Genomic DNA, 12,750 nt, shown 5'->3' with positions numbered 1-12,750 from the left:
TAAAAAACGTGAGCGTCTGTTTTTGCGGTGAATCGAATAATTAAGCCGTAATCATTTAGTCGTCATTAAAAATACATGAGCAGTGAAACATGTATTGCATTGGTATTACCATATAGGTGAGCGTTAATACATGTCAACCGCTTTTGTGTACATAATTTATGCGTTTTGGATTTTTTAAATATTAAAAATCGTAATTTTTCAATAAAATCACGCGTTGACCTTACCAATTTGCAAGTGGTATTGTTTTGCGCAAACATACGATAAAGCAAATAAGCCACAAACTAGCTGATTGATGACATGCACCCACATATCAAAACCTTAAGCGCCCTCTGCGATAAGCCCTCTCGTATTATTGTGGGCTTAATGAGCGGCACCTCCCTAGACGGCTTAGATATTGCTGTATGCAAAATATCGGGCGCGGGTATAAACACCCAATGCGAGCTCTTGCATTTTATAACCATTGAATATTGTGATGAGTATCGTAGTAAGGTGCGCCAAATATTTGCAAAAGAGCATGGCAGCATTCAGCATCTTTGCTTATTAAACGCTTGGATTGGGCGTTATCATGCAAAATTAGTGAAGCAAGCACTTAGCAGCTTCGGTATGTCTAAACGCGATGTAGATGCGATTGCCAGCCATGGACAAACCGTTTATCACTGCCCTAAAGAGCAGCATGGCCTTGCAGATTTTGACAATGCGACCTTACAAATTGGCGACGGCGACCATATCGCAGTGCAAACGGGTATCATGACCTTAAGTGATTTCAGGCAAAAGCATATTGCTGCGGGTGGGCAAGGAGCGCCGCTCGTAATGTATGGTGATTACTTATTATTTACCCATGAACAAGAAAACCGCATTATGTTGAATATTGGCGGCATTGCCAATTTAAGCTTTTTGCCCAAAAACGCTGCTCTTTCTGACATATTCAGTTCTGATATTGGCCCAGGCAATACCATGATGGACGCCTTTGTTCAGCGGCATTATTCTCATCTCGAATACGATAAAAACGCTGAAATTGCCAGAAGCGGAAGCGTTGATCTAGCGCTTCTTAATGCCTTAGAAAATAATGCTTTTTTTGCTCAGGATTTTCCAAAAACTACTGGGCCTGAAGTGTTTAACCTTGACTATTTATCTCATGCGCTCAGCACTGTTTCTAAGGCTACGCATAACAGCAAGCAACAAAGTATCGCCCCACAGGATATTCTCAGAACGCTGTGTGAATTTAGTGCAAACTGCATAGCTGATGCAATACTTAAGCTGAGTGAGCACTTACATGATGTTATGGTTTATGTGAGCGGCGGCGGCATACACAACCCATTACTCATGGAGCGACTTGAAAACAAACTCAGCGAATCGTTGCCTGACGCTAGCATGGGCAGTACAGAATTGCTTTCGCTCAACCCTGATGCCAAAGAGGCAGTATTGTTTGCCCTTCTCGCTAACGAAACGCTTTGTGCAAAAGGGGATGCGCATTCTGAGCAAACGAATATGCCCAGCGTAAGCCTAGGCAAAATTAGTTTTCCAGACTAATCATTACAGGAATAGCATGAATTCAACTTTTCAGTTTAAGCATATACCCAGTAACGCCATAGTCGGCTGCGAGGGCACCGCATTAACGCCTCAAGAGCGCGACCTGCTTAAGGATATGCGTCCTTTAGGTTTAATTTTGTTTGCGCGAAACATTCAGCATCCAGAGCAACTAAAAGCCCTCACCGACGACTTTAAAGACATCACACTCAACCCAGATGCACTTATTTTAATTGACCAAGAAGGCGGGCGGGTGTCTCGGCTGCCCAGTGAGCATTGGCGGATTCCGCCCAGTCCCACAGTGTTTGCTAAACTTTATGAAGTTGACCGGCTTCGCGCCATTGAAGCATGTAAAATTAATTATCAGCTAATAGGCCTTGATTTAAAGAGGGCAGGCATAAGTGTTAATTGCGCGCCCATGCTCGATATCCCTCAAGCCAACGCCTCAACCGTAGTGACCGACCGTGCCTTAGGCAGCTCCCCTGATGCAGTTATTGATCTTGCACGCGCCACTATCGAAGGCCTGCAGCTTTGCGCTGTAGAGCCGGTAATTAAACATGGTCCAGGCCACGGTAGAGGAACGGTAGACAGCCATAAAGCTCTGCCCACTGTGGATGCGACGCTCGATGCGCTTGCGCAATGGGACTTTTTACCCTTCGAGGCCTTTAAGCATCAAAGCATGTTGATGACCGCCCATATTCTATATTCTCACATAGACGCTACCCACCCCGGCACCTTCAGCAAGCAAGTCATTAACGACGTACTGCGTAAACAAATAGGTTTTGGTGGACTTATCATGACCGACGATATTGACATGCACGCGCTGAGCGGCAGCACCGCTTCGCGCGCTCAAAACGCACTCAACGCCGGTTGTGATGTAGTGTTGCAGTGCAGCGGAAACTTTGCCGATTTAACAGCACTTGAATCTGTTGTTTCACCTTTGAGCGGTGACGCACTGACGCGCGCGCGCGTAGCAGCGGGTAAAGCATCGACGCCGCTTGCTCATGATTCAACAGCAAACGAGGAGGCTCTACTTAATAAGCTAAACACCTTGCTCAAAACAACTTAAGGCATGGCTGTTATCAATGTAGGGCCGGCTAGGACAGCTCCTATTTGCACAGCTCCTTTGTGCATAGCCCCTTTTTGCATAGCTCTCATATACGTAGGCCTCAGATACACAGCTTTTCCGTACGTGGCCCTCACTTACGAGTCTCTTACATACGTGGCTCTTGCATACTTAATGCCCGTTTAAAAATAAGCCTCATCACAATCTCACGCAAGCCGATAACCCATTGCACACAGTAAAATCTTGGCTTACCTCAGCTCTGAATAAGAAACAACACCTTGCAGAGCTAAGGTTAACTACTGAAATAAATTTGCGTCACGCATAGAGGAGCCCATTAGTGGAAATGCTAAACAAAATGTCGTTAAGAAAAAGGTTATATATCGGTTTTTCTGCCGCGTTATTTATGCTGTTGCTTTCGAACGTGATTGGCATCCAAAAAGTAAATTACATCAGCGATTCACTCACAGAAATTACCGACGTAAACTCTCTTAAGCAGCGTTACGCCATCAATTTTAGAGGCAGTGTGCACGACCGCGCAATTTCAGTGCGCGATGTTGTGCTTGTTGAAAAACCCGATGAGATAAACGCTCTCAAGCAAGAAATCAAAACACTGAAATCTTTTTACGATACATCCAATTCAGCAATGAAAGCGATGATGAACGATGCCTCACTTTTCAGCGCGAAAGAGCTCGACATCATTTCTCGCATCAATAGCATTCGCGATAAAACGCTTCCGCTTATTAAACAGATTATTGCACTTAAAGAAGCCGGCAACGACAGCGAGGCGAAACAAGTTCTTCTAGAGCAAGCGAAACCGGCGTTTGTTACTTGGCTTGCGGTAATAAATGAATTCATTGACCATCAAGAACAGAAAAACCAAGAGACTACGCCTCTCGCCCGCGACGTAGCCGACGGCTTTCAGTCTACAATGTTGATAATTACGGCCATTGCCGCTGCGTTATGTTTACTTATCGCTAAACTCATTATAGATAATTTATACAAAGCGTTAGGCGCTGAGCCAAGCGATGCGGCGCAGGTAGTAGCAACGATGGCCCGTGGAGACTTAACCGACCGTGTTGAGAGTAAGCACAGCAACAGTATGCTTTATTCAATTAAAGAGATGCAGACTAACCTGACCAGCATTGTAAAAAGCATAAAAAGTGCAGCAAATGAGGTGTCGGAGCAATCGAGTCATTTGCAAGATACGTCAAAGAATGTGAGCAGCGACGCGTCTACTCAGGCTGATTTAACATCGCGCACCTTAAGCAACCTTGAAGAAATGCAAACGCGCCTTGATCACATAGCTGAAATTGCCATGCAAACCGAACAAAATTCGAAAGAAACCACAGAATTTTCGAAAAAAGGAACGCTGGCTGTCAGCCGCAGCGCCAACGAAATTGAAAGCATTTCAGTGACGGTGAATGACACAGTTGTGCAAGTAAGAAAGCTAGAAAGCACGGTAAAAGAAATTGGCGCGATTGTAGGCGTGATCAGCAGCATTTCAGAGCAAACCAACCTACTTGCCTTAAATGCGGCAATTGAAGCTGCGCGCGCTGGTGAAACAGGAAGAGGCTTTGCCGTTGTGGCAGATGAAGTACGCACCCTAGCAGGTAGAACCGGCGATGCGACTAACCAAATTCAAGCCATTATTACAGAACTCCAAAAAGAGACGATTGCCTCGGTGAACGCCATGGAAAAAACTCAGCCTCTTGTAGAAAATGGCAAGGCTCTCACCAGCGAAGCAAACCAAATATTGATTGATATTGAAAAGCAGGCACTCGAGTCACTCAAAAATGTTCAATCTGTAGTGCAGGCCACCCACAGCCAAGTAAGTTCAATTAACGAGATTGCCCAAGCAATGGAGCAAATTAAGGGCATGTCTGAGCGCACTATTCACTCGTTAGATGAAAACTTAGCTGCCGCAAATGGCTTAAATTTAGTGTCGATAGACCTAAGAGATAAAGTTGAGTTTTTTAAAGTGAGTTAAACGCTCTGTTAGGTCTTTATACAGAATTGCCCCGCTTTACTCAGTAACCGCGGGGCTTTTTATTGTCTTAATTAGCTACTTTTAAGCGTAATGTAATCAACAGAAACAAGCCAATAATAACAAACATGACACCTTGGCTAGGCCCTGAAACTTCAGTAATGTTAAAAATTGCAGACCCAGCGTAGTTAATTTGGTCTACTGTTCCCCCTAAATACTCGTTAGTATTAATATTATACGAATATATTGACTCGGAGTATTGCTCAAGAAAACTGGTAGTTATACCTAAACTATCAAAAAGAAGTTCGTGTGTTTTGCTTGCATCAAAATATGAAGCATCACCTATGCTCATTGGAGTGGGTAATTGGAATGCAAATGTCAAAAAATAAGACTGGAAGTTTACCGTCTCAATATCTCCAACAATCGTATTTTGTTGGATAACATGTTGATAAGAAAACTGCAGAGATTCGTTTATCACTTCCTCTCCATTGACAAATCGTGTTCCGCCATACAAATATAAGCTTGAATCATATGTTTCAGAGCTTGGATCGTCGAGCAAGCGTTGCCTTTGCAACTCTTGAGAATAAGGGGTAAAACCGGGCGCGTTCGACATCGAAAAATTGTTTGCCCAATACAGATTCTCGTTCCCATCTAAGTCTTCGAAACTACCTTCAAAAGGCTGCCGTGAAAAATTGTCTTCAGAAAATAAATCAATAAAGAAATTCAGTCCAAAGCCGGGCTCATTTAAAGGGGTATAAGTACTTTGCTCATTAAGTATCTCACCGTTTAGGCCATCCTCACTGTAGTAAGTGTTCTTGCCAGTAACGTTGACCTCTAAATTAACTACGCTTGCGTGAGTGTTAATTGTAAATAGAAGGGCGGATAAAAATATAATACGATTAAAAAACATCGATGTAACGCTCCGTGTAAAGTGGTCCATAGTGGTATGAATAAAGCTCTATGGAGGATGCACTACATCAAATAAACTGTCAACTTGCATCTGAGAATAAAAAGTACCAAATGCCGATAGCCCTTGTCTTAACAAGGGTGGCTATATCACCCTATTTTGTCTTATTGGTTTTTAACTTTTTTGCCAAAAAATAGAAACCACACACAAAAACAATTAGCGGAATAATAAACTCCATATCGTTGCTCCTAATAAGCTCTTATTAAAGTTAGTATAACCAAAGTTATCATACTCGCCCAAAACCAAAGCGCCAGTTATCAAATTCACGTTGTAGTTGCGCTAGCGGTTTTCCAAATATTTGCTCGATGTTTTCGGCTGCGACTGTACGGCAACCGTTTTCACTTTCTTGAAGCAATATACGACTGAGTGAATCTTTGTGCTCGGAGAACAAAAATGCCACAAACGCCCAACTTGCACCATATAAATCGCTCTGAAGGCTTTGCGATGACCAGTCTTTGGCGCTGGCGTCAAAAAGCTGCGATAAGCTGATTGGCGAAGTCCTCAGATATTTAGACCAAGTACTTTGAGCAAGCTCACGAGGCTTTAGTTGCTCGGCATATTCAGCTAGGCCCTCGTTTAACCAGCGTGCGGTTGTGCCATACCAATGGCGATTGATGGCATGCAATGCCTCATGTACCGCCGTATTAATACCTTGTTCTTTATTCGACACGAGCACTACGGCCTCGTTTTGCTTCGAACGATAAAAGCCTTGGCTTAACGTGAGAGTTGGCGCAACGGAAGCTCGATACATGTCGTATGAAGTTTTATTGCTAAACATCCTCATTTTAAATGATACAGGCGTAACAAGATGTTTTGGCGCTACAAGCGCGAAGAAGCGATTAGCATCCATGACTCTTTTAATAATGTCATGTTTTAAAGGCTGAAGTGCAGCCTCGCCTACAAACTGTAACGATATACTCTCAGGTTGAATGGTGCCAAGCACCTCAACGGGTGTGCTCGGTGAAATAGCCCGCGGCGAGTCGCTCACATTTCTAATACCTTCGCTGTCGACCCAGGTGTAGATTTGCTTTTGTGCAGGCGCATTTATCTTATCGGTGCAGGCAACGTGCACGGCCCCCAACTCAACTGCGCCATTGGGGGATGCATAGGCATCTACAATATCGCTTCCAATATTTTGCGCTGCATATTCGGAAGGAGAAACTTCATTATCAAACTCAAAATTGCTCTGTTTTAATTCAAGCACCCACTCCCGCCCAGCCTCTAAGCAATTAGTTACAAAATCGGGCAGTGCCATTTTTTTATTGTCTAGATACAAGGCAAGCAGGAAAGAAAGCCCAAACATGACAACAATAGTGAAAGTAATTTTTAGCGCTTTAAACATATTGAAGGTATGAAGTGGAAACGCTAGATATTAGCAAAAAGTGAATCATGTATCTTGCTAGTACAATAAAAAACTTGAAATGAATAAAAGTATGCATTTTTAAAATACCGTGCCGAAGAACAGTAGATTACCTGCAATATATTTTGTACTTTTGACTTCCATGAAACTGTATATTTAAACAGTTAATTAATTTTACTCTGGGTCAAACGAGTGATAGAATTTTAAAAAATAAAAGGCTTAAAAAACATGAATAAAAAAACTCAAACAAAAAATCTTTTACAATGTCTTTTAGAAATTTATGACCAAAAACAAATAGCTGAAAAGCTCAATCCTATCACTGATAACGACTGGTGCAGAGAAACAATTAACCGTGTTCTTAAAGGAAAAAGCGACAAAACCTTCAATGATAAAGAAGTCTTTTTTTTGGAGGGCTTATTTCCCAAAAGGCCTGCTCATTATGATAATCCAAGTTTCCGCTTCATTGATTTATTTGCAGGTATTGGCGGCATTAGAAAAGGATTCGAAAAAATAGGGGGTAAGTGCGTGTTTACCAGCGAGTGGAACAAATTTGCAGTTAAGACTTACAAGGCAAACCACTATTTAGATCCTCAAGAGCATGTTTTCAATGACGATATAAGAGATGTCACTCTCTCAAACAACGATAACATTTCTGAAGGTTCTGTAGACCAGCATATTAGAAATACAATACCTGATTACGACGTTTTACTCGCAGGTTTTCCGTGCCAACCTTTTTCTTTAGCAGGCGTTTCAAAGAAAAACTCGCTTGGTAGAAGGCATGGCTTTGAAGATGAGGCGCAGGGAACTCTCTTTTTTGATGTTTGTAGAATCATTAGAGCAACACAGCCCAAGGCATTTTTATTAGAAAATGTTAAAAACTTGAAAAGTCATGATAAAGGAAAAACTTTTAAAATAATTCTTAAGGCACTAGATGAACTTGGGTATCACGTGTGTGATCAAGATTACCAAGGAACCGGCTCTAGAGATCCCAGAATTATAGATGGTAGTAAGTTTTTACCTCAGCATAGAGAACGGATTGTGTTAGTTGGCTTTAGAAAAGATTTGGGCCTTTCCCACCGCATGAGTCTGTCTGCCATACAATTCCCTGAAATAAAACCAACACTTGCCGACTTACTTGAAAATTTAGACACCGAGCGCGAGAACAAATACACATTAACACCAAGACTTTGGGAATATTTGTATGAGTATTCAAAAAAACACAAAGCTAAAGGTAATGGTTTTGGCTATGGGCTAGTTAACCCCGAAGACCCAAATGCTTTATGCCGAACATTGTCAGCACGGTATCACAAAGACGGTTCAGAGATCTTAATCGATCGAGGTTGGGATCCACAACTTGGTGAAGATAACTTTTGGGATAAAAGTAATCAAATTAGAAGGCCGAGAAGACTCACGCCACGAGAATGCGCAAGGCTGATGGGATTTGATTCTCCGGATGGAAATCAGTTTATAATTCCGGTATCAGATACCCAAGCATATAAGCAGTTCGGTAATTCTGTTGTAGTTCCGGTATTTTCTGCAGTTGCAGAATTGATGCGGCCATTAATAGCCGAAGCTATCGAAATGACGGACAATGAGAAGCAAGAAATAGCCGCCGCTTAGTATTAGTATTTAATCAGTTTCATTTCTGTCGACAAGATCATATAGTTTGACTCATTAATAATGACGTTGATTCAGGCAAAATGCGAACACAATTTGAGAGCTTGTCAGACATTAAAACCGCTTTCACTAAGCTCGGCTGTACTAAAGTTGTATTCAAAGCGCTTGCTAACAATGACAATTCAAAGCAACAAATATATTTTGGCGGCAACTTTGACGTTATTCAGTTAATACCTAGCGGTGAAACACGCAGCGATGGTATGAGTTCCAAAGGGCCCATCTTTAAATCTCCGTTAAACTTCTCATGGATAGAACCAGAACAAGAACCTGAGCAAGCCAAAGGTACTCAGTTCATACTATATCCTAAATACCCTGAAGTTCGATTATCCGGTTTCTTAAAGGGGTGTAAGTTGGCTCCAAGTCATCTTATGAAACCTTCTACACGAGGGCAACGTAAAGAGCGAGAAAATACTCACCGATACTTATTTCTTGGGATAAAGAAAGACCAGGTGTTTGCATATGCAAGTGCATGGGAATCTAGGTTAAGCCAGCAAGCCTCAGATCTTATAGCCAAAGAAGAAACACGACTGATCACTTCGGTGTTTTATGAACTTAGTGTTCAAACAATAGACTCAAAAGAAAAATTACTAGCTAGGCTACAAGAAATTTACGAAATGGGTCCCGTACAGTCGCACCGGTTGGATAAAGACGGAAACAAGATTCAATACAAAGCGCAAAACGGTGCGGGTTATACGCTTGAGGCTTTATTTGGAATTACCCCTAACGGCTCTTCTGACCCAGATTTTGAGGATTGGGAGCTCAAGTCACATTCTAGTAGCGTCGTTACATTGATGACGCCAGAGCCAAACTGCGGAACTTATCTTGATTCGCTAGAAGTGTTCGTCCGAACATATGGCAAAGTAAAAGAAAATGAACGCATGGATTTCACTGGAATTCACAAGCATGGCGAGACAAATACTAAAACGCATTTAACTCTTCAGTTGATTGGATTTGACCGCAAAACCTCGAAAATAATTGAGCCTAATGGTGGCTTACACTTAATCGATGAAAATGGAGTACTTGCCGCAGGCTGGGGCTTCGATAAGTTGATTGACCATTGGAAAAAGAAACATTCAAAGACATGTTTTGTAAGTGTATCTAAAATTAAAGCTCCAACTCCTGAATACGCATTTGGGCCAGAAATACGAATAGCTGAGGGAGCAACGCTACCAAACTTTTTAAACAGCATTTTCGATAAGTCTATTTATTACGATCCGGGCGTAAACCTAAAGTTCATTGAGTGTAGTTGGAAACCAAAGAAACGAAATCAATTAAGAATTAAATGGTCCGATTTGATTTCGCTTTTCACTGAGATCAAGGATTTAAGTTTAAAACCTAAATAGCTTAAAATCCGTATTTTGCTTTTCGAAGTTTAAATGCGCGCTCCCCACCTTCCATTATAGAGGTGATTTCTTGTCTGATATCGTTCGAATCGATAGAGCCCTCATACTTTATGTGACCCTTGGTCTGCTCACTCGTCGAATTGTAGTCACAACATACAACCAATTCTGAGTCGCCGTTAACCACTAGATTAGCGTTGTGACTACTAATAATTATTTGACGTTTCTTTTTGGAACCCCACAGTTTTTCAATAATACGTTCAATAGCCCGGTTGTCGATATCATCCTCGGGTTGATCAATGATAAGAGGAAATCCGTCTTGGTTGAAGAGAACATTCAACAATGCAGTAGCCTGCTGACCAGCTGAAGCCTCCTCAAAAGGAATTTTATCTCCCATTTCATTAAAAGTTTTGTAAAAGAACCGTGGCAAAAAACCAAGCCTTATTTCTGCCAAACGAATCATTCCATCTTGTTGCAATGACTCTGATATTTTACGTTTATTGCCTGCGTTAAATTTAGCGCCCTCGATAATTGGAGTAATGGGAAGCTCGTCTTTTGGGTCAACTGAGACACTGAATTCACTTAGAGCTTTTATTTCGTAAATTACTTTTGTCCATTCTGATATGGGATTAGGCGATTCGGCAATAATAGCAACTAATGACTCCACCTTCGTTTTCTGTATACCCAAACTATTGGATGAAAAAACTGCGTTAATCTGCTGAGCGAGGGCTTCAACATCCACAGTTTTTGTAAAGTCAGCCTCAATATGACCATCGGACAACTCAGTAAACATATTTGTAGATTCGGTCAGCTTTTTTACTTTCTTCTCCTGATGACTAACGTATTCAGTAAATAGTTTATCTAGATCATCTCCCGTTACATCATATTCCGACAACAACGATTTTTTCTTTCTTATCGATAATTCTAGTTTTTCAATTTTTTGCTCAAGCTCTTTTACGGATTCTAACGTTGTCGCACTAGCGGTCGAATTAGATTTTGCAGATCTGTACCTTTCTTCAAAACTATTACGAATAATTAGCCACTCACCCTTTGTTTCTTCATAAGCTCGTTCATATTCTGCTTGCTTAATTTCAAGAGCCTCAAGAGTTTCAAGCATGCTATCCAAATACTGCTTACGAGTATTAGACAAGGTATCGATAATGCTATTATTTTCAAATAGAATTGTTTTATCTGAACCCACATTCCTAGTTTTATTTATTATTTCAGTCAAAGCTGCAATCGCTGATTTAACAGATAAAATTTCTAATGAAATCTCATCTAGTAGATTCTTTTCGTTTACGAATAGCTTCGCCTTGCTTAATACAGCTTTGTCATTTTCACTTAGCCCTGCTAGGCCTGAACGAAGCTGCTCAATCTGAGATTTAAAAGAGTCGATCTCTATTTCACTCTTCTTCAAGTCACTACGTATTTCTTTACTTGAAGCAAGCTTAATATAAGTGGTTTTGACCTTACGGAAAGTTTCATCGATCTCAAAATCGATACTTGAAATTTCTTTGGAGATAGGCCTTTCAATAAATCTTTTTAACTCGTCGGTTTTTATTGAAATACTACTCAACTGCTTTTGACTGTATGCTTGAATGGGCAAAAGATCTTGAATTTGATGAGGTTTTACCGACTCAAAATTTCCATTACCGACCTTTAAAGAAACGTCTTCAGACATTGGACTCCGCTTGACGATGTGTCGAGTTCCATTAACCGAGAAAAAAATCCTTACTTCTCCGCCGACTGCTCTAAGGGTTTTGTCAATTAGTGTTTCCCTTCTTTTTTGTATATCAGATTTCGTTGCATCGCTACCAAAATCTATTGTTTGATCGCATAGTGCCCATCTAAGGTATTCTAAAATTGTAGATTTACCGCTTCCTCGACCACCTATTATTGCATTCAACTGAGAATTAAAATCCAAGTTAAATTTTGATAAGAACGAAGAATTAGTGACGTCTATCTTTTCAATAAAAATATGTGGCAGCTCAGGCTCTAGCAAACTTATTCGAGACTCCTGTGCCAAGCAGGCTTGCCTTAATGCCTCAGCTGTAGGCTCTTTCCATTTTATCCATGTTGCAACACCTATTTCACCAATCGTTTTATTGGCTCTATAATCTGACGTTTGCAAAGTCGCGATCGACTTATTTCCCCACTCCGGAACCAATCCAGCTATTATTTTTAGGTAGCCTCTATTAGTTGATTTAAATAAGCCATCTACATAACCACCCACACTCGGCATTTTAGAATAAGCCTCATGAAAACCACTTCTCATTAGTGTTTTGTGCCCACTATCTTTTACATGTGGTAGAAAGATATATCTCCCTTTCAAGCCATCAGTTCCATCAAGCTTTTTATACAGTTGCTCAATTCCACTGATAGTGTCATTTGAAATTGGCGTTGTTGGGGCCGTTTTTGAATCTTTCTTTGGTGCTTGAGCTATTCCGAGCGCACCGAGAACCGTCGGGAACAATTGCTCAGGGAAGTTTGCATCTAATATTAGTAATCCCTGAATTGGAGGTTGATGCAGTGTTAACTCAAGTCCCGGAAACACTATGAGTTGATTATCTATTGAAACTAATTCACCGTTATCATCTAGTTCAGTTTTCGCAGCTACTTTTATATACTCAAAAAAGACCAAGTCGTGATGATCAGTAATTGCTACTGCGTCCAAACCAGCAATTCGACATTCTTTTACAAAAGCCTTAGCGTAAGTTTCGCGCTCATATTCAGTTATACAATTGGTTTGGGACCAATTTCTATCTCGTGGTGTGTGTACTTGCAAATCACATTTCTTAAAATGATTTCCATTATCCATCATTTGCTCTC

General features: G+C 41.1%; 8 protein-coding genes. 5 read left to right on the top strand and 3 right to left on the bottom strand.

What is annotated here, in order from left to right; genetic code table 11:
* Positions 1-297 precede the first annotated feature (297 nt).
* From ACFO4O_RS14440 to ACFO4O_RS14430, 3 genes are all read left to right on the top strand, one after another.
* Positions 298-1,530 carry an anhydro-N-acetylmuramic acid kinase gene (locus ACFO4O_RS14440; RefSeq protein ID WP_382409780.1) on the top strand — a complete coding sequence of 411 codons (1,233 nt, stop codon included), beginning with the start codon at positions 298-300 and terminating at the stop codon, positions 1,528-1,530.
* A gap of 16 nt (positions 1,531-1,546) precedes the next feature.
* Positions 1,547-2,596 carry a beta-N-acetylhexosaminidase gene (gene nagZ, locus ACFO4O_RS14435; protein ID WP_382409778.1) on the top strand — a complete coding sequence of 350 codons (1,050 nt, stop codon included), beginning with the start codon at positions 1,547-1,549 and terminating at the stop codon, positions 2,594-2,596.
* A gap of 340 nt (positions 2,597-2,936) precedes the next feature.
* Entirely contained in the window at positions 2,937-4,580 is a 1,644-nt protein-coding gene (locus ACFO4O_RS14430) for a methyl-accepting chemotaxis protein (protein WP_382409995.1), read from the top strand.
* A gap of 67 nt (positions 4,581-4,647) precedes the next feature.
* On the opposite strand, the gene ACFO4O_RS14425 is transcribed toward ACFO4O_RS14430, so the two are convergent.
* Positions 4,648-5,487 carry a hypothetical protein gene (locus ACFO4O_RS14425; RefSeq protein WP_382409776.1) on the bottom strand — a complete coding sequence of 280 codons (840 nt, stop codon included), beginning with the start codon at positions 5,485-5,487 and terminating at the stop codon, positions 4,648-4,650.
* Between the two features lie 283 nt (positions 5,488-5,770).
* Positions 5,771-6,847, bottom strand: a complete 1,077-nt coding sequence (locus ACFO4O_RS14420; RefSeq protein ID WP_382409774.1) for a hypothetical protein — start codon at positions 6,845-6,847, stop codon at positions 5,771-5,773.
* Positions 6,848-7,132: 285 nt separating this feature from the next.
* Between ACFO4O_RS14420 and dcm the strand changes: the two genes are divergently transcribed.
* Positions 7,133-8,524, top strand: coding sequence for a DNA (cytosine-5-)-methyltransferase (gene dcm / locus ACFO4O_RS14415; RefSeq protein WP_382409772.1), 1,392 nt, complete (start codon positions 7,133-7,135; stop codon positions 8,522-8,524).
* 101 nt (positions 8,525-8,625) lie between these two features.
* The gene (locus ACFO4O_RS14410; RefSeq protein WP_382409770.1) at positions 8,626-9,924 is read left to right on the top strand and encodes an MvaI/BcnI family restriction endonuclease; all 1,299 of its coding nucleotides are present in this window, start codon (positions 8,626-8,628) and stop codon (positions 9,922-9,924) included.
* A gap of 1 nt (position 9,925) precedes the next feature.
* Here the strand turns inward: ACFO4O_RS14410 and ACFO4O_RS14405 are convergent, their stop codons facing one another.
* Positions 9,926-12,742: a TrlF family AAA-like ATPase gene (locus ACFO4O_RS14405; protein ID WP_382409768.1), complete on the bottom strand. Its 2,817-nt coding sequence runs from the start codon at positions 12,740-12,742 to the stop codon at positions 9,926-9,928.
* Between the last annotated feature and the right edge of the window lie 8 nt (positions 12,743-12,750).

Origin of the sequence: Glaciecola siphonariae, from assembly GCF_042652645.1 — a bacterium.
In the GTDB taxonomy this organism is placed as follows: Bacteria; Pseudomonadota; Gammaproteobacteria; order Enterobacterales; family Alteromonadaceae; genus Glaciecola; species Glaciecola siphonariae.
The sequence above is the reverse complement of the archived record's forward strand: the minus strand, read 5'-3'. Positions and strand labels throughout refer to the sequence as shown.

Excerpts from the sequence above, each read along its gene's own strand:
- dcm (WP_382409772.1), top strand. The coding sequence starts at position 7,133 with ATGAATAAAAAAACTCAAACAAAAAATCTTTTACAATGTCTTTTAGAA.
- nagZ (WP_382409778.1), top strand. The coding sequence starts at position 1,547 with ATGAATTCAACTTTTCAGTTTAAGCATATACCCAGTAACGCCATAGTC.
- ACFO4O_RS14430 (WP_382409995.1), top strand. The coding sequence starts at position 2,937 with ATGCTAAACAAAATGTCGTTAAGAAAAAGGTTATATATCGGTTTTTCT.
- ACFO4O_RS14440 (WP_382409780.1), top strand. The coding sequence starts at position 298 with ATGCACCCACATATCAAAACCTTAAGCGCCCTCTGCGATAAGCCCTCT.
- ACFO4O_RS14425 (WP_382409776.1), bottom strand. The coding sequence starts at position 5,487 with ATGTTTTTTAATCGTATTATATTTTTATCCGCCCTTCTATTTACAATT.
- ACFO4O_RS14420 (WP_382409774.1), bottom strand. The coding sequence starts at position 6,847 with ATGTTTGGGCTTTCTTTCCTGCTTGCCTTGTATCTAGACAATAAAAAA.
- ACFO4O_RS14405 (WP_382409768.1), bottom strand. The coding sequence starts at position 12,742 with ATGATGGATAATGGAAATCATTTTAAGAAATGTGATTTGCAAGTACAC.